The organism is Streptomyces sp. NPDC050264, from assembly GCF_040655895.1.
Lineage (GTDB): Bacteria > Actinomycetota > Actinomycetes > Streptomycetales > Streptomycetaceae > Streptomyces.
Map to the genome: position 1 here is coordinate 310,401 of NZ_JBFAKV010000008.1, position 21,084 is coordinate 331,484.

A 21,084-nucleotide genomic window follows, 5' to 3' on the forward strand; every position below is an offset into this window, starting at 1 on the left:
GACGGTGCCCCCGTCCCTGTGTGGGCGGGGGCACCGCTGTGCTCAGTTCTTCAGGAGCCGCAGCGGGAACGCCCCCGCCATCGCGGCCATGCCCGCGTCGTTCGGGTGCAGACCGTCGCCGCTGTCGTACGCGGCGAGGAGCCTGCCGGGGTGGGCCGGGTCGCGCAGCGCGGCGTCGAAGTCCACGACCCCGTCGTAGGCACCGCTCGTGCGGGTCCACCGGTTCACGGCCTGCCGGACCGCCTCCCGGGCGGGGGTGTGGAAGCCGAGCGTGTCGCCCTCGAAGGGCAGGATCGTCGCACCGAGGATCTGCAGTCCACGGTCGTGGGCGCGGCGGATCAACTCTCTGTACCCCGCGATGAGTTCGGGAGCCGACACCTCTTCGGACGCGGGCGCGGTGGTGCCCGGGTGCCCCAGATCGTTGACGCCGAGCAGTACCACGACGGCGCGGGCCCCCGGCTGGCGCAGCACGTCCCGGTCGAACCGCTTCAGACCGCTCTCGCCGAAGTACGCGGCGTAGGACTCGGCGGGGGAGCCCGCGGGCGGGTTCGGATCGCGCAGCAGGCGGTTGCCGCCGATGCCCGCGTTCAGCACTCCGGTACCGGCGAGGCGCCGGTCCCCGCGCAGCCGCGCGGCGAGCAGATCGGGCCAGCGGTGATCGGCGTCGACCTCGGTGTTCGAGCCGTCGGTGATGGAGTCGCCGAACGCCACCAGGGCCGAATCGGCCGTGTGCCGCTGCCGGTCGACGGCCACGCCGGACAGGAAGTAGCGGCTCGTCATGGTCCGGGCCGGCGTCACGTCGGGCTTGCCCGCGACATCGCCCGCCGCGACATAACCGTGCTGGAACGCCGAGGAGTGGACCGTGGCCGCGGGCGTGCGGCGCGGCAGGTACAGGCTGATCACCAGGGAGCCGCCCGGGTCCGTGGGCAGGGCCACCGGGTCGCTCCAGCGCTGTGCGCCGGCCTTGAGCGTCGTCGAGGGCCGGCCGCCGAACCGCAGCACCCGGTCGGTGGCCGGATCGACGGCAGTGGCGGGGCCGCCCGCCGCCTGGTGCGCGACGTGGGCCGCGCCGATCGCCAGCGGGGCGGCGCCGAACTCGTTCGTGAACCGGACACGGACCGTGCGCCCCGCGACGCTGGTGTGCACGATCTGGCGCAGCGTCTGATCCTCGTAGACCGTGCTGTCGGTGGCGGGCACGCCGGTCGGCGCGGCGGCCCAGGTGCCGGTGAAGCCGGAGCCCGCGCCGTGTGCGGGGGACGGCAGGGCGAGGGCGGCGAGCAGCCCCGCGAGGGGGAGGGCAAGGAGAGCGAGGGGGCGTCCGGGCCAAGGGCGTCTTCGCATGGGTGTCGTTCCTTCCTCGGTGGTGATGCGGGTGATGAAGGGATGACGGCGCGTCGGAACGTACGGGCGGGGCGGGGGCCCGTCAATAAGGCAACAGGCCGTGCTCCGGTGCGGCGCGACAAGAAAGACAGCCCAGGTTGCACAGTCCTGGCTGTCGATCTACTGTGGAGGCATGTCCGAAAACGTAGAACCGCTCTCTCCGGCAGCCGTCCAGGCGGCCGGGGAGATCTGGGTGATGTTCCCCCGCCTGCGCCGCAAGCTGCGGTCCCTGGAGAACATCGACGGGCTCGCGGGCCACGAAGGGGAGTCGGACCTCTCCCCGGCCCAGGCCTCCGTCCTCGCCCGGCTCGACAAGATCGGCGCCGCGACCGCCAGCGAGCTGGCCGTCGTCGAGAACGTACGGCCGCAGTCCATGGCCAAGGTCGTCATCTCGCTGGAGCAGGCCGGCTTCGTCGAGCGCCGGCAGGACCCCGACGACGGGCGCCGCCAGCTCGTCTCCCTCACCCGGCCGGGGCGCGAGCGCGGCCGGGGCGTGCGGCGGGCCCGCCAGGAGTGGCTCGCGCGGGCCCTGCAGGAGCACGGCACCGAGGAGCAGCTGCAAGCCGTCATCACGGCCATGGAGCTGATCGACGAAGTGACCCAGGCGTGAGCCGGCTCGCCGAGCGGATACGCGGGGCGCGCACGGCCGGCCCGACCGGCTTCGACCGCCGCCTCGTCGTCCCCATGGTCCTGGGTTCGGTCCTGAACCCCATCAACTCCTCGATGCTCGCGGTCGCCCTGATCCCCATCGGCCGTGCTTTCGGCGCCCCGCCCGCGCAGACCGCCTGGCTGGTCACGGGCCTCTACCTCGCCACCGCCGTCGGCCAGCCCGTCATCGGCCGGCTCGTCGACGCGTTCGGGCCGCGCCGCCTCTACCTCGCGGGCACCGCCCTGGTCGGGATCGGCGGCCTGCTGGGCATGCTGGCACCGAACCTGTGGGTCCTCGTGGCCTCCCGGGTGCTGCTCGGCTTCGGCACGTCCGCCGCCTACCCGGCCTCCATGTCACTGCTGCGCGCCGAGTCCGACCGCACCGGACTGAAGAGCCCCAGCGGCATCCTGGCCGCGCTGTCGATCTCCGCCCAGGTCATCGCCGTCATCGGCCCCACTCTCGGCGGCCTGCTGATCGGCGCGGGCGGCTGGCACCTGATCTTCGGGGTCAACGTGCCGCTGTCGGCGGCCTGTCTGGTCCTCGGCGCGCTGTGGCTGCCGAAAACGACGGCCGCCCGCTCCGACGTCCGCACGGACGTGCCGGGCATGCTCCTCTTCGCGGTGTCCCTCACCGCGTTCATGCTCTTCCTGACCGACCCGGGCACCGGCCGCTGGTACCTGCCCGTGCTCGGAGCGGTCAGCGGAGTGTGGTTCGCACGCCGGGAGCTGGCCCTCGACGGACCCTTCATCGACCTGCGGGTCCTCGGCGGCAACGTCCCGTTGCTCGCCACCTACGGCCGTCAACTCCTCGCCTACATCACCTCGTACGCCTTCCTGTACGGCTACACCCAGTGGCTCCAGGAGGGGCGCGGACTGAGTGCCCCGCACGCCGGGCTGCTCCTGCTGCCGATGTCCCTGGCGGCGATCGTCGTCACCGCACTGACCGGGCGCCGCCCGCAGGTGCGCGGCAAGCTCGTCGTCGGCGCCGTCGTCCAGCTCATCGGCTGCGCCGCCCTGTTGTTCCTCGGAGCGGGCAGCCCGATCTGGCTCCTCGTCGTCCTCGGCGTGCTCTTCGGCATCCCCCAGGGCCTGAACGGGCTCGCCAACCAGAACGCCCTGTACGCCCAGGCCGACCCGGCCCGTATGGGCTCCTCCTCCGGGCTGCTGCGCACCTTCACCTACCTGGGTGCGCTGCTCGCCTCCGCGGCGAACGCCGTCTTCTTCCGGTCCGGCGCCACCAGCGCCGGCCTGCACGGCATGGCCTGGTTGCTGGTCGCCGTGGCCGCACTGTTCCTGATCGCGTGCCTGGCCGACCGCTCGCTGAGCCGCGTCGGCCGGGACGCGTAGATACCCGACTCCCCTTGCCGGAAGGTAATTCACCATGCCCGTCACCACGCTCGACCCCACGTCCGCGCTCGTCGTCGTCGACCTGCAGAACGGCATCATGGGCATCCCCGGAGCGCCCCACTCCACGGCCGACGTCCTGGAGCGCACGGTGCGGCTCGCCGACGCCTTCCGTGCCCAGGGTCTGCCCGTCGTCCTCGTCCGCGTCACCTTCGCCGCCGACGGTGCCGACGCGACGCCCGGCCGTACGGACGCGCCGACCGGCGCGAGGACCAGGCCCGCGGGCTGGGACGAGATCGTCGACGCGCTCGCCGGGCACCCCGAGGACACCGTCGTCACCAAGCGGAACTGGTCCGCGTTCTACGGCACGGACCTCGACCTCCAGCTGCGCCGCCGGGGCGTCACGCAGGTCGTCCTGACCGGTGTCGCGACGAGTATCGGCGTCGAGTCCACGGCCCGCGCCGCCCACGAGCACGGGTATCACGTCACCCTCGCCACGGACGCCATGACCGACATGGACGCCGAGGCCCACCGCGGCAGCGTCGAGCGGATCTTCCCGCGCCTGGGCGAGACCGGAGCGACGGACGACATCCTGAAGGTGCTGGCCGAGCGGCACTGACACACCGACTCCCACGGCGACAGCGCGGGCCCGACCGGGCCCGCGCTGTCGTCATTGCCGGGCGATCCGGTCCAGCCACTCGCGCAGCAGCGCCTGCTCCGCCCCGGTCAGCACGGCGGTCCCCGGCAGGGCCGCACGCAGCGCGACCGCCGCCCCGACCGGTCCCGGCGCCTCGGCCGCGGGGGTGTCGGTGGTGATCGCCGCGATGACCGCCTCGCGTGCGAGGACCGACAGCTCTGTGTCCCGCCGCTCCGCGGGCTGCCCGATCAGGGTGACGGTCGTCCCGCTGCCCGCGGCGTGCACGAGCTGCGCGGCGCGTTCCTCGGTGACCCGCAGCCGACCCGCCTCGGCGATCCGGCGGATGTGCGTGGCGAGCACCTCGAAGCCCGCCACGGCGGCCGGCGGCTGGGCCGCGCCGGGCCGCCTGCGGCCGAACATGAGCAGGTACAGCGCCGGGTTGGCGAGCCCGAAGCCGAGGTGCAGATCCCAGCCCGCGCGCAGGTCCGCGACCGGGTCGTCGGTCGGTTCGAGCTCCGTCTTGTCGCTGAGGTACGCCGCGAACCCCTCGGCGGCCGCCGCGTCGAGCAGCCCCTGCTTGTCGCCGAAGAGCCGGTAGATCGTCGGGGCCTGTACCCCGGCCGCCGCGCCGACCGCGCGGGTCGACACGGCCTCCTCGCCGCCCTCGGACAGCAGCGTGGCCGTGGCCGCGAGGATCCGCTCCCGGGGGCCGCCCTCGGCGGTGACATCGTCGACGCTCATACGGCAACGGTAACAGGATGCTGTTAGCGCCGATAATTTATCGATGTTAGCGTTGAGGTGTTAGCGGCGCTTACGCCTGTCGTCACCCGCTTCCCGTCATCGCCATCACCCCTCTACCCGCACTCGCCCGGAGGCGTCATGATCATCGTTACCGGAGCCAACGGTCAGCTCGGCCGAGGGATCGTCGAGCAGCTGCTCGAGCGGGTCCCCGCCGGCCGGATCGGCGTCAGCGTCCGTACCCCCGACGCGGCGCGCGACCTGAGCGAGCGCGGCATCCGCGTCCGCCGCGGCGACTTCACCGAGCCCGCGACTCTGGCCCACGCCTTCGAAGGGGCCGAGCAGGTCCTGCTCGTCTCCGCCGACTCCACCGGCGAGAGCGCGGTCGCCGGACACCGCGCCGCGATCTCGGCCGCCGTGACGGCGGGCGCCCGCCGCGTCCTCTACACGAGCCACATGGGCGCGAGCCCGACGTCGCCCTTCGCCCCGATGCCCGACCACGCCGCCACCGAACAGGCGCTGCGGGACGCGGGCATCGCCCACACGGTTCTGCGCAACGGCTTCTACGCGACGTCGGCCGTCATGATGCTCGGCGACGCCGTGCGCACCGGACGGCTGATCGCCCCGCAGGACGGCCCGGTCTCCTGGACGGCCCACGCCGACCTGGCGGAGGCGGCCGCGCTCGTACTGGCCGACGAGGGCCGATTCGACGGTCCGACCCCGGCGCTCACCGGCGCCGACTCCCTCGACCTCGCCGACATCGCGGCACTCGCCTCGGACATCGCCGGGCGTCACATAGAGCGGGTCGTCGTCCCCGACGAGGAGTACCGTGCGGGGCTCCTCGCGCACGGAGTGCCCGCGGCGCAGGCCGATCTGCTCGTCGGCCTCTTCGAAGCCGCTCGCCAGGGCGAGTTCGCGGCGGTCGGCCCCGCGCTCGCCTCCCTGACCGGGCACGCGCCGACGCCCCTGAGCGACGTACTGAAGGCGGCGATCGCGGCGGCGCGGTGACCGGGTCGGCCCGCGAACCCCGTGCGGAGAGCTGGCGGCAACTGGCCATGGTCCGAACGGTAGGTGTCAACACGGCTGTGAGGGGCCATAGTTGACGCAGTGGTGGCCGTGCAGGACTTTGCGGAAAGCTGTGCGATCGGGACCCGCGAGCGGTGTCGCTTCGCTAACCTGACGGCCCACCGGACGAAGATCCGACCAGGGGATGGCTGAGGGGTCTGTGGGGGACGATCTCGGATTCGACGCGTTGCTCGATCACGACGGCCTGATCGCCCGGCTGGTCGGCAAGACACGCACCGGACGCAACAAGGACCCGCTGTTCGGTCCCGACCTGCCCGTCGTGCTGTTCATGGGTGGCCCGGGCATGGGCAAGGGGCGGCTGCTCCGCTCCGTCCAGCGGCACTTCAAGCCCTGGGTCCCCGTCGCCCACGTCGACTGCGCCGCGGCCGAGTTGCGGGTTCCGCCGGACGAGCGGCCGCGCGCCCGCTCGGAGATGACCGAAGTGCTGCGCAAGGTCGCCCTGGAGTACCGCGACTGGGACGGCGACGGCGGACCGGTCGCGATGCCGCGGCTGTACGCCGGTCTCGCGGCCGTGGCCGCGAGCGACGGCCGCGCCTCCGTCAACGTCCTCGTGGACGCGGTGCGCCGGCTCGACGAACTGCTGCCCCCGGCATCGTTCTGGCGCGGAGTGCTGCGCGGCACGGTGAGGAACTACATCGGCTTCCTCGCCGGCCTGGTCACCACCCCCGTCATCGGACCGTTCGTCAACGCCCTCATCGACGGACTGCTGGCCCGCGTCTCCTCCGACGGTGAGAAGGCCCTCACCGACTTCTACGGGCAGTACCCCGGCGCCGGCGGTCAACCCCGCTCCGGACTGCGCGGGCTGGCCGCCGACTTCCAGCGGGGCGGCGAGTCCCGCCGGATCGCGGAGGGCTTCCTCTTCCTGGCCCTGCGCCAGGACGTCGAGGCCGCGTACAGCTCGAAGCGCGGGCGGCTGTCCAGGGCGGGCCGGCCCACGCTGCTGCTCGACCACGCCGACACGGCGCTGGGCCGCCGGATACTCAAGCCGGTCCTGGAGGACCGGGAACAGCAGCGCTTCGACCGCCTCGTGATCCTGGCCACGGCCCGGCGGGAGGACGGCGGACGCTTCCTCTATTACGCGGGCGGCGATCCGGCGGCACCGGCCGAGTGGGACCCGCGCTCCGGAGGCCTCCCGCGGTGGACCCGGCCCGCGGGCGCGACCCCCGACGGCGCGCCCCTGTGGCGCGGCGTGCTGCTGGTGCGGATGCCCCGGTTGACGCGGGAGCAGCAGCGCACCGCGAACGAACGCTGGCACGTCGGCCGCGACGACCTCGGCAACGCCGCCCGGCTGCGGATCAACACCGGCATCCACCGGCTCAGCGCCGGCCGGCCGCTGGTCGTGACCCGGCTCGGCAAGGCGACCGCGACGCTGCCCCTCGAACAGTGGGAGGAGTCCACCGACTGGGAACTCCTGGACGCCCGGCTGCCCGGCACCGAGAGCACGCGGGACCGCCCCGTGGACGAGGCACTGCTGGCGGAACTCGTCGTCCAGCAGCACCCCGAGGAGCTGCCGCCCGCCCACCGGGAGCGCTGGCTCGACCTGCTCAGCCACCTCTCGGTCGCCCATGACGCCGAGTGCGCCCAGGCCGTGCTGCGGGCCGCGCAGGAGGGCCGCGAGAACCCGCTGACCGCGTACCGCGCCGCGGAGCTCCTGGAGGACAGCGGCTGGCCGCCCTGCCCCCGGCACTTCATCGGCGACCTCGGCCTGCGCCGTCTGCTCATGCTCCGCCTGCACCGCATGCGGCCGGACGGCGGCGCCTGGCACACCGCCCACGCCGTGCTGCAGGGCCACTACCGGGATCTCGGCGACGGCCACGCCGACGGACGGTTCGGCACCGCCGCGGCCCACCGTATGCACCACCTGCTGGCTTCCGACGGCGCGGACCACGTCACGCGCTACCTCTCGGAGGTCTTCCTGACCCGGTCCGCGCGCGACTGGTGCGAGGAGCTGCTAGCCATCGCCGACGCGCCGTTGCTCGGCAGGGCCGACGACCGCCTCGCCCGCGCACACGGCGAGATCCATGTGCGCGGCGACGCCCGGCGCCGCAGGATCGACCGGCTGCTGCACGCGGCATGGCTGAGCGGCGAACGGACCTGGCCCCTCGCCGACACGGTCCCCGGTGTACTCCGAGGCGAACTGAGCGCTCTCAGTGAGGAGCTGGCGCACATCGCCGACGAGGTCGTCGCCGGGCGCGGTCTCGCCGGGGCCGACGCGGACAAGGCGGCCGAGGGCGCCGAGCAGCTCGCCCGCATCGCCCGCGAATGGGGGGACAGGGCGGACGCCAAACAGCCCCTCAAGCGGTGCACGTGCACCCGGCACATCGGATTCGGCTGATCGACCGGCAAAGCGCGACGAGGCGGGGTGGGCGAAGGTGCGGGACAGGCTGTACGTCATTTTCTGGGCGACGCTGCTGAGACGGCTCCTGACGGTGGTCGGGGCCCTCGCGGTGATCGCCGCCGGCGTCGTGTTCTGGCCGGGTCCGAAGGGCCCGGAGAGCTGCGCCCGGGGAGTCGAGAAGAGCGCCGGTGAATGCGTCGGCGTCAACGGCTCCGGCTACGACTTCGACACCCCCGAGATCACCGAAGTGGCCCGGGCGATCGCCGAGGAGAACGAGAAGTTCGTCGGCGACAAGCCGCACGTGACCGTCGCCATGGTGCTGCCGCTGCATCCCGGCCTCGCCGCCGAGCGCAAGCAGCTGCGCAGCGAGATCCAGGGTGCCTATCTGGCCCAGTACCGCGCCAACCGCTCCGAACAGACGCCCCTGCTCCGGCTGGTCCTCGCCAACCCCGGCACCGACTACGGCCAACAGGCCAAGGTCGTCGACCAGTTGGAGACCATGGCACACGACAGGCGCGACAACCTGCGCGCCGTCACGGGCTTCAACCTGAGCCTCAAAGAGACCAAGGCCGCCATCGCCCACCTGACGAAGGATCTGGGCATCCCGGTCCTCGCCAGCCGCATCAGCGGCGACGACCCGGCCAACCCCGAGCCCGGCCAGGACGATCCGCCCTATCCCGGCCTGGCCCGCATCATCCCCACCAACAGCGACCAGGCCGCGGCGCTGGCCAACTACCACCGCGGGTTCAAGGACGCGGAGACCGTCCTGGTCAAGGACACCCGGCCAGGCGACATCTACAACGCCTCCCTCGCCCGGGCGTTCAGCCACAAGGAGGCCGGCCCGCCCGGCCCCCAGGATCAGCCGTTCCGCTCGCCCGGGATCGCCGAACTCGGCGACAGCGGAAACGACTTCGCCGCGATCAGCCTCAACATCTGCGACTCGGACGCACGCTATGTGTACTTCGCCGGGCGCCCCGTCCACCTGCGCCTGTTCGCCCTGAAACTGGCCGGGACGCCCTGCCACGGCAAGAAGTACACGATCATCAGCGGCTCCGGTTCCGCGACCCTCAACCGCTATATGAAGGACGACGACTGGGAGATCCTGCGCGGCGGCAGCGGCGCGACCGAACCGACGGTGACGGTCCAGTACACCGCTCCCGGCCACCCCGAGGCCTGGGACCTGGCGCTGCGCGACTGGGACAAGAAGCACCCCGGCGCGGCCACCCGCCCCGGATACTTCACGGAGCCGCAGAAAGAGCTGGCGGCCCTGCGCCGCCTGATCGGCCGCATGGGCGACAGGATCGGCCCCGTGCAACTCGACGACTCCCGCACCATGCTGGTCCACGACGGCGTGCAGACCATCGCCGCGGCCGTCTTCCTCGCCAACTCCCAGACCGACAGTGTCGTGCCGCCCCTGCGCCGGATCGCGGCGGAATGGCCCCGGCTGGAGTCCCGCCACCGCGTCGCCGGCACCAGCGGCTGGATCTGCCTCACCAACGCGGGCAACGCCTACGACAAACCCGTCGCCGTCGTCGAACTCGACCCGAAGACCCGCAAGGTCGACGTCGCCGGCATCGGCTGGCCCAGGGGAGGCCCACAGCCGGACAACTGCGTGGTGCCCAGCAGCGGTTGATCTTCACGGGGGCGGCAGGGGACTGGTCCGAACCAAGTGGCAGGATCTAGGGGTTCACGATCCAGGGGGGCCAGGGTGAACCCACAACGTCATGCCGCACGCTGTGCCGGGAGAGTGCGAAGACACCTCACGCGGCTGCTGGCGGCGAGCGCGGTGATCGCCGCCGTACTCGTCGCGGGCAGCGCCGCGTACGCGTACTGGCGGCACACCAAGGAAGTCGCCATCACGCGCTGCGTGCGGGCCGGGACCGGAGCCGCGCCGAGCCCGCCCGCGATGGGCGCCGTGCCGGGCGTGCTGCCCGTGGTGGGCCCCGGCACCTTCACCACCGCACACGGCGAGGGCTCCGCGGTCGGCACGGGACAGCGGCTGCGGCGCTACAAGGTGCAGGTGGAGGACGGCATCGGCCTGAAGGCCGACAACGCCGCGCGCGAGATAGCGGGCATCCTGGGCGACCCGCGCGGCTGGAGCCGCGACGGCGTCGACTCCTTCCAGCTCGTCGGCTCGGGACCGCGGGACTTCATCGTCAAGATCGCCACTCCGCACACGGTGGACTGCCTCTGCGGCTCCGCGGGCCTCGACACCGGCGGCGAGGTGAACTGCAGCATCGGTCGCACCGTGGTCGTCAACCTGCGGCGCTGGGTGGGCGGTTCACCCGAGTTCGACGGGCCGATAGGGCAGTACCGGGCCCTGATCATCAACCATGAAGTGGGACACCGGATCGGCCACGGACACGAGACCTGTCCGGGGCCCGGCCGGCCCGCCCCCGCGATGATGCAGCAGATCAAGGGCCTGCACGGCTGCACCGCGAACGCCTGGCCCTACGACCGCGACGGCACCTATCTGGGCGGACCGCACGTCGCCTGACGGCGCGCGGCTCACCCGCCGCGGAGGATGCCCCCGGCCCGGGGCATCTGCTTGGGTCGGGGCATGGTCGACACACCTGCGGGTCTCGTCGCGCGGTGCGCGCGGTATGCGCTGGACACCCTCGCGGACGTGACGGGCGCGCTGATCCGCCCGGTGGTCACGGCCGTGCTCGACCGCATCGACCTGGACGCCGTCGTGGCCCGCGTCGACGTGAACCGCGTCGCCGACCGGGTCGATGTCGAACGGATCGCGGCCCGTGTGCACGTGAACCGGATCGCCGACCGCGTCGACGTGGACAGGGTCATCGCCCGGATCGACCTCGTCGGGCTCACCCGCGAGGTGCTCCGCGAGATCGACCTCGGGCGGATCGTCCGCGACACCGGCGGCGGCATGACCGCGGAGACCGTCGACGCGATACGGCTCCTCGGACAGCGCGGGGACCGGAGCGTCAACCGGCTCGCCGACCGGCTGCTCGGCCGGGCCGGGGCGCCCCCGGACACCACCGCGGAACCGCCTCCCCGGCAGGCCCGGTGACGACGTCCGACGGCAGAGAGGGGTCCGAGCCGGCCGGCCTCGTCTCGCGCGGTGTCGCGGCCGTCCTCGACGCTTTCACCCTGGCCCTGGCCGGTCTCGTGATCCACCTGGCCGTCGGCTGCGCCGTGCTGCTGGTCACCGGGCCGCCGTTCCGGATGCCCGACCTCCCGGGCCCGCTCGCGGGCGCCGTCAGCTGGATCGCCGCTGTCGTCTACCTCGCGGGTTGCTGGACCGCGCTCGGCTGCACGCCCGGCGGCCGCCTCATGGGGCTGCACGTCACCGACCGCGCGGGCCACGCGCTGACACTGCCCCGCTCCCTGCTGCGCGCCGCCCTGTGCGTGACCTTCCCGCTGGGCCTGTGCTGGGTCCCGCTCAGCCGGCGCCGCGCCTCGCTCCAGGACCTGGTCGTCGCCGGAGCGGTGGTGTACGAGCGGCGCTGACCGCTCCTCACTCGTGCCGGCCGGGCGGCGGGGTCCGGGGCAGCAGCGCGGCGGCGCCCAGCCCCCCGAGCCCGATGACGCCCATGACCACCAGCGCGGCGGCGTACGGTCCCACGGCGGGGTCGGCGACGAGGATCGTGCCCGCGACCGCGGTGCCCACCGAGGAACCGAGGTTCGACACGCTGCGCGACAGGCCCGAGATCTCGCCCTGCATGGACTCGGGGAAGCTCGACTGCACCACGTTGACCGACGGCGTCAGCATCACCCCGCAGCCCACACCGATGAGGAACAGACCGGGGGTGGAGAGCCAGGTGCTCGGGGAACCTTGGGCGGACAGGGCGAGCAGCACGGCGATGCCGCAGACGGTCAGGGCGAAACCGGCGATGATCAGGGCGCGTTGGGAGCGCCGCCTGGCGAGCCGCGCGGCGGCGAGCGAGCTGATGAGCAGGCCCGCCGTGGACGCGGTGAAGATCAGGCCGGTCTCGATCGCGCTGTACCCGCGGACGACCTGGAGATAGGCGGCGACGACGAACGACACGCCCATGAGCATCAGCCACTGCGTGTGCTGGGTGATCAGACCGAGGTTGGCGGTGCGGTTGTGGAACAGCGCGGTCGACAGCAGGGGCCGGGCCCCGCGGCGTTCCCTGGACCGTACCCAGCGGAAGAAGAGGACCTGCAGCAGAGCGCCGAGCAGCAGCAGGCCGCCTGCCAGCCAGCCGTTGTCGTCGATCGCGAGGATGCCCATGACGAGGAGCACCAGACCGGTGGCCGACAGGACCGCGCCCACGGTGTCGAACTCGTGGCCGGGGTCCGGCGGGAGCGGATCGTCGAGGTGCCGGCTCAGCAGGATGATCACGACGATGACCAGGGCCTGGAACACGAAGGCCGCCCGCCAGCTGATCGCCGAGGTGATGAGCCCGCCGACCAGCGGCCCGGCCGCGGCACCGACGCCGGCCATCGCCATGATCGTCCCGAAGGCCCGGGCCCGGCCGGTCACTTCGGTGAACAGGAGCGTGGTCAGGATGTACACGGGCGGGATGAGCAGTGCGGTGCCGATTCCCTCGAGGATCGAGTTGCCCAGGATGAGGATGCCGAGGCCCGGCGCTGCGGCGCTGAGCAGCGCGCCCACTCCGTACACCGCGAGACCGATCACGAGACAGCGCTTGCGCCCGTAGCGGTCGGCGAGGATGCCGCCCGGGATCATCAGCGCCGCCATCACCAGCAGGAAGACGGTGATCGCCGTCTGCACTCCCTGCACGGTGGTGTCGAGGTCCTCACTGATGTCGTGGATCATCACGTTCATGTTCGACCCGGCAAAGCTGCAGATGAACTGGGCCAGGGCGAGCGGCGCGAGAACTCTGCGCGCCATGGTGCCGCGGCGCCGCCGGACGTCTGTTCCCTCTGGGGTGGGCGGCACGGTCATCGCCTCGCTTTCCGGTCCGGGGCCCGCCGGAGGCGGGACCGCCAGCCTTGCGGCGGGTTCCCGCCCGGGCGTCACCCCCGGTGGGTGACGACCGGCCGTCCCCCGGCCCCGACACTCGGCGGCAGAGCGGTGCACTCGGCACCCTCATCGAACAAGGGGTCCTGTCATGGCCACCTCGACCACTTCGCACCAGCGCTCGGACGCCGCGCTCGCGGCGGCCGGCGGGCTGACGATCTTCGCCGCGGTGATGCTGTTCATCACCGGGTCCATGGCCTTCTGCCGCGGCCTGATGGCCGTACTGGACGACCAGGTCTTCCTGACGACACCCAACTACGTCTTCAAGTTCGACCTGACGTCCTGGGGCTGGATCCACCTGGTCATCGGTCTGATCGCGGTGGCCGTCAGCTTCGGCCTGTTCACTGCCCAGAAGTGGGCCCGAATCCTGGGCGTGGGCATCGCCGGCCTGATGATCATCGCCAACTTCCTGTCGATCCCGTACTACCCGCTGTGGTCCCTGACCCTGATCGCCCTGAACGGAGTCGTCATCTGGGGCCTGTGCGTGGTGCGGCGGGACACCCTCTACTGACCGAGGCGGCCCATGAAACAACCGCCCGGTCTGACGACCCTGCGGTCCTATCGCCGGGAGTGGCTGGTCAAGGACGTCGTCGCGGGCGTCGTCCTGACCACGCTCCTGGTGCCCCAGGGCATGGCCTACGCCGAACTCGCCGGGCTGCCGGCGATCACCGGGCTCTACACCTCCGTGCTCTGCCTGCTCGGCTACGCCGTCGCGGGCCCCTCCCGCATCCTGGTGCTCGGCCCCGACTCCTCGCTCGGCCCGATGATCGCCGCGACGATCCTGCCGCTGCTCGCCGCCGGCGGGGACAGCGCCCGCGCCGTCGCCCTGGCGTCGGCGCTGGCCCTGATGGTCGGGGCGATCACGCTCCTGGCGGGGGTGGCGCGGCTTGGCTTCGTCGCCGATCTGATCTCCAAGCCGACCATGATCGGTTACATGAACGGCCTGGCCCTGACCATCCTGGTCAGCCAGCTGCCGAAGCTCTTCGGCTTCTCCACCGACGCCAACGGGCTGATCCGTGAACTGGACGCCTTCACAAGGGGGTTGGCCGACGGGAAGACAGTTCCGGCCGCCGTCGCCGTGGGGTGCTGCTGCATCGCGCTGGTCCTGCTCCTGCAACGGCTGCTGCCGAAGGTGCCGGCCGTACTCGTCATGGTGGTCCTGGCCATCGGCGCGACCGTCGCCCTCGACCTCGGCGGGTACGGCGTACGACTGGTCGGCCAACTGCCCAAAGGGCTGCCCCCCTTCACGGTCCCCGACATCGGCTGGCGCGATCTCGGCCCGCTGAGTGTCGGGGCCCTCGGCATCGCCCTGGTCTCGCTCGCCGACACCATCTCCAACGCGTCGGCCTTCGCGGAACGCACCGGCCAGGAGGTCCGCGGCAACGAAGAGATGATCGCGATCGGCACCGCGAACCTGGCCGCCGGCCTCTTCCAGGGATTCCCGGTGAGCACCAGCGGATCGCGCACCGCGGTGGCCGAACGGGCCGGTGCCAGAACCCAGTTGACCGGACTGGTCGGCGCGGCGCTGATCCTCCTCATGCTCGTCCTGCTGCCCGGCCTCTTCCGTAACCTGCCGCAGCCCGCTCTGGCCGCCGTGGTCATCACCGCGTCGCTGTCGCTGGCCGACGGGCGCGGCACGGCCAGGCTGTGGCGGCAGCGCAAGGCCGAGTTCTGGCTCTGCATCGCCGCGTTCCTCGGCGTGGCGCTGCTCGGTGTGCTGCCCGGCATCGCGGTCGCGGTCGGGCTGTCCATCCTGAACGTCTTCCGGCGCGCCTGGTGGCCGTACAGCACGGTGCTCGGCCGCGTACCCGGCATCGAGGGCTATCACGACGTGCGCTCGCACCCGGCCGCCGCGCGGCTGCCCGGCCTGGTGATCCTGCGCTTCGACGCGCCCCTCTTCTTCGCCAACGCCAAGACGTTCCGCGACGAGGTCCTGCGGACCACACGCACCACCCCGCCGTCACAGTGGGTGCTGCTCGCGGCCGAACCGGTGACGGACGTCGACACCACCGCGGCCGACATCCTGGAGGAACTGGACGAGACCCTGCAGGGCCGGGGCGTCCGCCTCGTCTTCGCCGAACTCAAGGACCCGGTGCGGCGCAAGATCGAGCGCTACGGCCTGAACCGCACCTTCGCCCCGGAGCGGTTCTTCCCGACAGTGGAGAGCGCCGTCGCGGCCTTCCAGTCACGCAACGGCGCTCAGTGGAGCGGGAATTAGGCGGCAGCCGCAGACGCGTTGCCCACGACGGACAGCAGATGCGTACCCCACGGCGGCAGGTCGACGTACAGACCGCTCTCCAGGAGCTCCGCACCGGAGCGGCCGTAGCGGTCGTTGTCGAGGATCTCGGTCAACTCCCATGATTCCGCGCCCAGTTCACCCCACGGGAGCGGAATCCTGGCCTGGGCCGGATGGCCGGAGAGGTTCACCACGGTGAGGAACCGGCCCGCGGGCCCCGTCCAGCAGGAGGCGATCAGGTCCCGGCCCGAGTCGTTGTCGGGCCAGCCGACGCAGTCGAGCAGCTGCCAGCGGCCGGTGCGCATGCCGCTGCGGTGCACACCCGAAAGCAGCCGTTCGTAGAACGCGCGCAGCGCCGCGTCCGCGGGCTCGTCGGGACGCCGGTCGAGGAAGACCGGCAGATGGACCCGGCGCCCGGTGAACTGCCCCTCGTGCCACAGCGTGGCGCCGGGCAGCGTCGCGATCAGCACGGCCGCGGCCCGCTCCTTGTCCGGGGCGAGCATGCGCGCCGCCCGGGGCTCGTCGTGGTTCTCCAGGAACCGGACGAGACGCCGCTGGTACTCCTCGCCGGCCCGCAGGTGACTCCGGACGGAGTCGGGGCTCTCGTGCAGCAGCCGGTCGTAGAGGCGCTTGTCGTAGCAGAAGTCGAACCCCTGCTCCTGCAGGGCCCATTCGAGGTCCCAGTACGCCTCCGCCGCGAAGATCATCCCGGGGTGGCGGCGCCGGACGGCGGCCAGCACCTCGGGCCAGAAGTCCTGCTGGGGCGGGCTCCCCACCCGTTCGCCCCAGGTACGCGCGAACACGGCGTTCATGAGCAGCATCGCCATGTCGCAGCGGACGCCGTCGCAGATCACGCCGATGTGGCCGAGCACCTCGCCCGTCGCCTGCCGCAGCGCGGGGCTGAAGGCGTTCAGCTGCACCACGTCCGGCCAGGGCGCGAAGAACGGGTCGCGGCCCCGCGCGAGGACGGCCCGCCCCGTGTCGAGGAACGCCGCGGGATCGCGCAGCACGTCCTCGGGGGCGCCCTGCACGAAGTACTCGGGGTGCTCGCCCACCCAGGGGCTGTCCGGGGCCACGTGGTTGGGCACGTAGTCGAGCAGCAGCCCGACACCCCGCCGGTCGAGTTCGGCCCGTGCGGCGGCCAGGCCCGCGGCGCCGCCGAGCGCCGCGTCCACCTCGTAACGGCGGATGCAGTACGGCGACCCGGCGATGTCCTCCTCGCCGACGTCCTCGACGGCCTCGGCGAAGGCCGTGCGCAGGGCCGGGTTGTCCAGGGCGATGGACCGCCCCCGCGGGCTGCGCTCCCAGACGCCCATGAGCCAGACGGCGTCGATCCCGGCCGGGGTGATCTCGTCCCAGACATCCTTCGGCACGTCCCCGAGTCCGGTCGTCCGGCCGGTGCGCTGCTCGGTCTCCCGCAGCCAGACACGGGTGTTGACCTCGTGGACGACGGGCTGTGCGGGCAACTCGGTCATCGGCTCTTCCTCCTCCTCGTGTGCCCGGGGCGGAAGTCCTCCGGTCCGAGCGTGCCGAAGATCTTCATCAGGGCGGCGACGAGCCCCGTCCACCCGGTCTGGTGGGAGGCGCCGATGCCGGCGCCGTTGTCGCCGTGGAAGTACTCGTAGAAGGAGACGAGGTCGCGCCAGTGCGGATCGTCGCGGAACGGGGCCTGCCCTCCGTACACGGGCCGCCCGCCGTCCTCGCCGCGCAGGAAGATGCGGGTGAGCCGGGAGCTGATGTCCTCGGCGACCTCGTACAGGTTCTTCTGCACCCCCGAGCCGGTCGGGCACTCGACAGTGAGGTCGTCGCCGTAGAAGCCGTACAGATTGAGCAGCGCCCGTACGACGAGGGTGTTCATCGGCAGCCACACCGGTCCGCGCCAGTTGGAGTTGCCGCCGAACATGCCGGTGTCCGACTCGGCGGGCAGATAGGAGACCTTGTACTCCTCACCGTGCACCCAGAACGTGTACGGGTGCTCGGCATGCCGGCGGGACAGGGCCCTGACCCCGTACGGGCTCAGGAACTCCTCCTCCGACAGGAGGCGGGCGAGCACGCGCACCAGCTTCTTCTCGTCCATGACGGACAGCAGCCGCGGCCCGCCCGACGTGCCGGCCGTCACCGAGGACAGCGTCACGGACAGGGAGGGGTGGCGCTCGGCGAACCGCTGCAACCGCTCGCCCAGACCGGACAGCCGGGCCAGCTGCTCCGGCTGGAACACGGTCGACGCGCACAGCGGCAGCAGCCCCACCATGGAACGGACCTTCAGCCGGTCCGCCCGCCCGTCGGGCAGCCGCAGCACGTCGTAGAAGAACCCGTCCTCCTCGTCCCAGAGTTCGTCCCCGAGGTTCCCGATCCGGTCCATCGAGGCAGCGATCCACAGATAGTGCTCGACGAACTTCACGACCAGGTCCTCGTACGCGGGATTCCGCTCGACGAGTTCCAGCGCGATCTGCAGCATCGACTGGCAGTACAGGGCCATCCAGGCGGTGCCGTCCGCCTGCTCCAGGGAGCCGCCGGTGGGCAGGGGAGCACTGCGGTCGAAGACGCCGATGTTGTCGAGGCCGAGGAAGCCGCCCTCGAAGACGTTGCGGCCGTCGGGATCCTTGCGGTTGACCCACCACGTGAAGTTCGTGAGCAGCTTCTGGAAGGTGCGCTCCAGGAAGGCGTGGTCGGCCCGGCCGGTCGTGGCCCGCTCCACCGTGTACACGAAGTACGCGGCCCAGGCGTGCACCGGCGGATTCACGTCGCCGAAGTTCCACTCGTAGGCGGGGATCTGGCCGTTGGGGTGCAGGAAGCGGTCGCGCAGCAGGAGTTCGAGCTGTGCCTTGGCGAAGTCGACGTCGACGACGGAGAGGGCCACGGCGTGGAACGCCAGGTCCCAGGCGGCGAACCAGGGGTACTCCCACTTGTCGGGCATCGACACGATGTCGCCGCTGACCATGTGGAACCACTCGTGGTTGCGCACCCCGTCGCGCGGCGGGCTCCACGGCGTCACATCGTGCTCAGCCAGCCACGTCTCCAGGTCGAACGCGTAGTACTGCTTGGACCACAGCATTCCGGCGAGTGCCTGCCGGAACACCCGCGCCTCGTCCTCGCTCGACCCCTTGGGCGTCAACTCACGGTAGAAGTTGTCCGCTTCGGCGATCCGGTCCTTGAACACGGAGTCGAATCCGCGGGACAGGGGCAGCTGGGCACCGGCGGGTCCCAGGCGCAGCCGCAGCGTCTCCGCCCCGCCGGCGGGCACGGTGAGCGTGTGGTGCGCGGCCGCCTTGGTGCCTTCCTGCGCCGGATTGACCGCGGCCTCCTCGCCGTCGACGACGCAACGGCCGATGCCGTCCTTGACGTAGGGGGACGCGCTGGGCGTGCCGAACAGCCGCTCGTGATGGGTCTCGTTCTCGGTGAACAGCAGCGGTACCCCGCCCGCGCAGCGCAGGTCGTAGCTGCCGAGCTCCGGATGGTCGGCCCGGACGGTGACGGTCGAGCGCGGGCCTTCGACGGCCCGAAGCCGCGGCCGGGCGTCCCGGTCCGGATGGTCGCCCCAGGACCAGGTGTTGCGGAACCACAGCGTCGGCAGCACGTGCAGCGTCGCCTCTTCCGGGCCGTGGTTCTCCACGGTGATCCGCATCAGGATCTCGTCGTGCGCGGCCTTGGCGTACTCCACCGTCACGTCGAAGTACCGGTTGTCGTCGAACACCCCGGTGTCGAGCAGCTCGTACTCGAACTCCTGCCGCGTGCGGTTCCGGTTGACCTCCACCAGATCGTTGTACGGGTACGGCGCCTGGGGGTACTTGTACAGGTACCGCAGGTAGGAGTGGCTCGGGGTGCTGTCGAGGTAGAAGTAGTACTCCTTGACGTCCTCGCCGTGGTTGCCCTCACCGTTGGTCAGGCCGAAGGCGCGTTCCTTGAGGATCGGGTCGGCCCCGTTCCACAGGGCGACGGCCAGACACAGGCGCTGCTGGTCGTCGCAGAGACCGGCGAGACCGTCCTCGCCCCAGCGGTAGGCACGCGAACGGGCGTGGTCGTGCGGGAAGTAGGACCACGCGTCGCCCCCGGCGCTGTAGTCCTCGCGGACCGTGCCCCATTGCCGTTCGCTCAGGTACGGGCCCCACAGGCGCGATCGCCCGCTGCCGTCGCCGACCGGGCCGACCCGGCCGGCGTGCGTCTGCGTCTTCATGCGCTCTCTCCTGCCCTCGGTCAGCTGGGTGCGCCAGTCTCGGCCGGTGTCCCCGGAACGTCCTCACCTGCCGGGGGTGAGCCTTCGGGCCGTGCGAGCAGCGTGACCGCGAGCTCGTACGCGGCCAGCACCACAGCCACCACCAGCAGGCCGGTCCACGACGACAGCGCCAGGGCGACCAGCGCCGCGACGACGACCCCGGCCACCCGCAGGACATCGGCGTGCCGCGCGATCCACGGCCGTACCGACGTGTGGCCCGCGGCCCGGTCGCCGGCCCGTGACAGGAAGCTGCCCGCGGCCCGCGCTCCCTGCGCCGTGCGCTGACGCAGCCACACCGGCAGTCGTCCTGGCCCGGCCAGATACGCCACCACCGCGATGGCGACGCCGAGCCACAGCAACTGGCCGCCCCGGTCGCGCAGGGTCGTGAAGACCGTGTACAGCGCGGCCGACAGGCCGTCGCGGTAGACGCCGGACGGCACCTGTCCGAGCAACTGGCCGCGCACCGCCCGCAGCACGCCCGACAGCACGGTGACCGTCACGACCAGCCACAGTCCGAGCTGCAGCAGGGTACGCCGGCGGTTCGGCGACGCCCACAGCGCGAGACCGAGCAGCACCGGAACGGCGATCACCAGGCCTACTACGGCGCGCTTGAACACCACCATGGCTTCCTGGAGTTGACCCAGGTCGTGCCGGTTGTACAGCCGGATCTGCGCGAAGTCCGCCGGCAGCGTCACCCCGAGCGCCTTCTCGATCCGCTGCCGCAGATCGGGCGGCACCTCGCCGGACTTGAGCGTCGGCAGATCGAGCTTCTTGCCGAACAGCGTGGGCAGTTGCTGCTCGACGGAGTTGAGCAGGTTGTTGACCATCGGCAGCAGGTTCAGGGTGACCGTGTCGCCGCGCACCCGCACGTTCGCGTTGCTCCTGTCGAGCACCGCGACGATCCGCTTGTGCGCGAACCGGTTCGTCGCACGCCACAGATCCTCGAACTGATCCGTCGCGAGGAGCTTCGAGATCGACTTCTGCAGATAGTCGTGGACGGCCCCGGTGACCGGCGCCGCCAGGAAGGTCGCTTTCGGCGGCAGGGCCTCGGACAGCCGCTGCCCGACGTTCAGTTGGTCGAAGATCTGGGTCGTCAGATACGTGGACACGGCGGCGTTCACGTCGGGGTCCTCGGGCAGCGGACCCACCGTGGCGACCCAGCGGTCGGTGTTGAGTGTGGTCCGCGAACCCCACACCCCCACGACCGACGCGACCGAGACGGCGGCGACGAGCGCGATCAGCACCGCCGCGACGGCGCGCCGCAGCGCCAGCAGCCGGACCCGGCGGCGCCGCTCGGTGCCGGCCCGGTCGCGCAGCTCCTCGACCTCGGCGCGCAGGCGGACCAGTTCGGACTCGGCGGCCTGGCCGGTGGCCGGTGCGGCGTCGTCCCGTTTCGGTATCGGTTCCTCGCTCATGGGCGTCGTACCTCCGACGGCCAGCGTCCCCGCGCCGCCCGGCGCCTTGCTCACCTCCGGCGGGTGACGCGCTACCGCCG

Annotated in this window: 17 protein-coding genes; 11 read left to right on the forward strand and 6 right to left on the reverse strand. The window is 72.0% G+C overall.

Going from position 1 to position 21,084, the window contains the following annotated elements:
• Positions 1-42: 42 nt before the first annotated feature.
• Entirely contained in the window at positions 43-1,341 is a 1,299-nt protein-coding gene (locus AB0J02_RS17330) for an SGNH/GDSL hydrolase family protein (RefSeq protein WP_363194502.1), read from the reverse strand.
• Positions 1,342-1,513: 172 nt separating this feature from the next.
• Here AB0J02_RS17330 and AB0J02_RS17335 point away from each other — a divergent pair, with 172 nt between their 5' ends.
• The 3 genes from AB0J02_RS17335 to AB0J02_RS17345 are packed head-to-tail and all read left to right on the forward strand — an operon-like array spanning position 1,514 to position 3,991.
• Positions 1,514-1,990: a MarR family transcriptional regulator gene (locus AB0J02_RS17335; protein ID WP_363194503.1), complete on the forward strand. Its 477-nt coding sequence runs from the start codon at positions 1,514-1,516 to the stop codon at positions 1,988-1,990.
• Positions 1,987-3,375, forward strand: coding sequence for an MFS transporter (locus AB0J02_RS17340; protein ID WP_363194504.1), 1,389 nt, complete (start codon positions 1,987-1,989; stop codon positions 3,373-3,375). The genes AB0J02_RS17335 and AB0J02_RS17340 overlap by 4 nt, the downstream gene beginning before the upstream one ends.
• 34 nt (positions 3,376-3,409) lie before the next feature.
• On the forward strand, positions 3,410-3,991 hold the full coding sequence (locus tag AB0J02_RS17345; RefSeq protein WP_363194505.1) for a hydrolase: 582 nt from the start codon (positions 3,410-3,412) through the stop codon (positions 3,989-3,991).
• A gap of 51 nt (positions 3,992-4,042) precedes the next feature.
• On the opposite strand, the gene AB0J02_RS17350 is transcribed toward AB0J02_RS17345, so the two are convergent.
• On the reverse strand, positions 4,043-4,750 hold the full coding sequence (locus AB0J02_RS17350) for a TetR/AcrR family transcriptional regulator (RefSeq protein WP_363194506.1): 708 nt from the start codon (positions 4,748-4,750) through the stop codon (positions 4,043-4,045).
• 138 nt (positions 4,751-4,888) lie between these two features.
• On the opposite strand from AB0J02_RS17350, the gene AB0J02_RS17355 reads away from it, so the two are divergent.
• The 6 genes from AB0J02_RS17355 to AB0J02_RS17380 all read left to right on the forward strand — a co-directional run bounded on the left by AB0J02_RS17355 (position 4,889) and on the right by AB0J02_RS17380 (position 11,642).
• Positions 4,889-5,755, forward strand: a complete 867-nt coding sequence (locus AB0J02_RS17355; RefSeq protein ID WP_363194507.1) for an NAD(P)H-binding protein — start codon at positions 4,889-4,891, stop codon at positions 5,753-5,755.
• Between the two features lie 202 nt (positions 5,756-5,957).
• Positions 5,958-8,168, forward strand: coding sequence for a hypothetical protein (locus AB0J02_RS17360; RefSeq protein WP_363194508.1), 2,211 nt, complete (start codon positions 5,958-5,960; stop codon positions 8,166-8,168).
• Positions 8,169-8,205: 37 nt separating this feature from the next.
• The gene (locus AB0J02_RS17365; RefSeq protein ID WP_363194509.1) at positions 8,206-9,804 is read left to right on the forward strand and encodes an amino acid ABC transporter substrate-binding protein; all 1,599 of its coding nucleotides are present in this window, start codon (positions 8,206-8,208) and stop codon (positions 9,802-9,804) included.
• A gap of 114 nt (positions 9,805-9,918) precedes the next feature.
• Complete coding sequence (locus AB0J02_RS17370; RefSeq protein WP_363194510.1) at positions 9,919-10,668, forward strand: DUF3152 domain-containing protein; 750 nt, start codon at positions 9,919-9,921, stop codon at positions 10,666-10,668.
• A 63-nt stretch (positions 10,669-10,731) separates the two neighbouring features.
• Entirely contained in the window at positions 10,732-11,202 is a 471-nt protein-coding gene (locus AB0J02_RS17375) for a hypothetical protein (protein WP_363194511.1), read from the forward strand.
• Positions 11,199-11,642: an RDD family protein gene (locus tag AB0J02_RS17380; RefSeq protein ID WP_363194512.1), complete on the forward strand. Its 444-nt coding sequence runs from the start codon at positions 11,199-11,201 to the stop codon at positions 11,640-11,642. Before AB0J02_RS17375 ends, AB0J02_RS17380 begins: the two co-directional genes overlap by 4 nt.
• 7 nt (positions 11,643-11,649) lie before the next feature.
• Here AB0J02_RS17380 and AB0J02_RS17385 read toward each other — a convergent pair whose 3' ends face one another.
• On the reverse strand, positions 11,650-13,011 hold the full coding sequence (locus AB0J02_RS17385; RefSeq protein WP_363194513.1) for an MFS transporter: 1,362 nt from the start codon (positions 13,009-13,011) through the stop codon (positions 11,650-11,652).
• A gap of 220 nt (positions 13,012-13,231) precedes the next feature.
• Here AB0J02_RS17385 and AB0J02_RS17390 point away from each other — a divergent pair, with 220 nt between their 5' ends.
• Together AB0J02_RS17390 and sulP are read left to right on the forward strand one after the other, a co-directional pair.
• Complete coding sequence (locus tag AB0J02_RS17390; RefSeq protein ID WP_363194514.1) at positions 13,232-13,651, forward strand: hypothetical protein; 420 nt, start codon at positions 13,232-13,234, stop codon at positions 13,649-13,651.
• A 12-nt stretch (positions 13,652-13,663) separates the two neighbouring features.
• Entirely contained in the window at positions 13,664-15,358 is a 1,695-nt protein-coding gene (gene sulP, locus AB0J02_RS17395) for a sulfate permease (protein WP_363194515.1), read from the forward strand.
• Here sulP and AB0J02_RS17400 read toward each other — a convergent pair.
• Genes AB0J02_RS17400 through AB0J02_RS17410 form a run of 3 tightly spaced genes read right to left on the reverse strand, consistent with a single transcriptional unit; the run spans position 15,355 to position 21,004 of the window.
• The gene (locus AB0J02_RS17400; protein WP_363194516.1) at positions 15,355-16,851 is read right to left on the reverse strand and encodes an alpha-amylase; all 1,497 of its coding nucleotides are present in this window, start codon (positions 16,849-16,851) and stop codon (positions 15,355-15,357) included. The two genes, sulP and AB0J02_RS17400, sit on opposite strands and share 4 nt — an antisense overlap.
• Complete coding sequence (locus AB0J02_RS17405; protein WP_363194517.1) at positions 16,848-19,550, reverse strand: glucosidase; 2,703 nt, start codon at positions 19,548-19,550, stop codon at positions 16,848-16,850. Before AB0J02_RS17405 ends, AB0J02_RS17400 begins: the two co-directional genes overlap by 4 nt.
• A 20-nt stretch (positions 19,551-19,570) precedes the next feature.
• The gene (locus AB0J02_RS17410; protein ID WP_363194518.1) at positions 19,571-21,004 is read right to left on the reverse strand and encodes a hypothetical protein; all 1,434 of its coding nucleotides are present in this window, start codon (positions 21,002-21,004) and stop codon (positions 19,571-19,573) included.
• Positions 21,005-21,084 lie beyond the last annotated feature (80 nt).

Coding starts and splice junctions, on each gene's coding strand:
- AB0J02_RS17330 (WP_363194502.1), bottom strand. CDS start 1,341: ATGCGAAGACGCCCTTGGCCCGGACGCCCCCTCGCTCTCCTTGCCCTC.
- AB0J02_RS17335 (WP_363194503.1), top strand. CDS start 1,514: ATGTCCGAAAACGTAGAACCGCTCTCTCCGGCAGCCGTCCAGGCGGCC.
- AB0J02_RS17345 (WP_363194505.1), top strand. CDS start 3,410: ATGCCCGTCACCACGCTCGACCCCACGTCCGCGCTCGTCGTCGTCGAC.
- AB0J02_RS17350 (WP_363194506.1), bottom strand. CDS start 4,750: ATGAGCGTCGACGATGTCACCGCCGAGGGCGGCCCCCGGGAGCGGATC.
- AB0J02_RS17355 (WP_363194507.1), top strand. CDS start 4,889: ATGATCATCGTTACCGGAGCCAACGGTCAGCTCGGCCGAGGGATCGTC.
- AB0J02_RS17360 (WP_363194508.1), top strand. CDS start 5,958: ATGGCTGAGGGGTCTGTGGGGGACGATCTCGGATTCGACGCGTTGCTC.
- AB0J02_RS17375 (WP_363194511.1), top strand. CDS start 10,732: ATGGTCGACACACCTGCGGGTCTCGTCGCGCGGTGCGCGCGGTATGCG.
- AB0J02_RS17385 (WP_363194513.1), bottom strand. CDS start 13,011: ATGGCGCGCAGAGTTCTCGCGCCGCTCGCCCTGGCCCAGTTCATCTGC.
- AB0J02_RS17390 (WP_363194514.1), top strand. CDS start 13,232: ATGGCCACCTCGACCACTTCGCACCAGCGCTCGGACGCCGCGCTCGCG.
- sulP (WP_363194515.1), top strand. CDS start 13,664: ATGAAACAACCGCCCGGTCTGACGACCCTGCGGTCCTATCGCCGGGAG.
- AB0J02_RS17400 (WP_363194516.1), bottom strand. CDS start 16,851: ATGACCGAGTTGCCCGCACAGCCCGTCGTCCACGAGGTCAACACCCGT.
- AB0J02_RS17405 (WP_363194517.1), bottom strand. CDS start 19,550: ATGAAGACGCAGACGCACGCCGGCCGGGTCGGCCCGGTCGGCGACGGC.
- AB0J02_RS17410 (WP_363194518.1), bottom strand. CDS start 21,004: ATGAGCGAGGAACCGATACCGAAACGGGACGACGCCGCACCGGCCACC.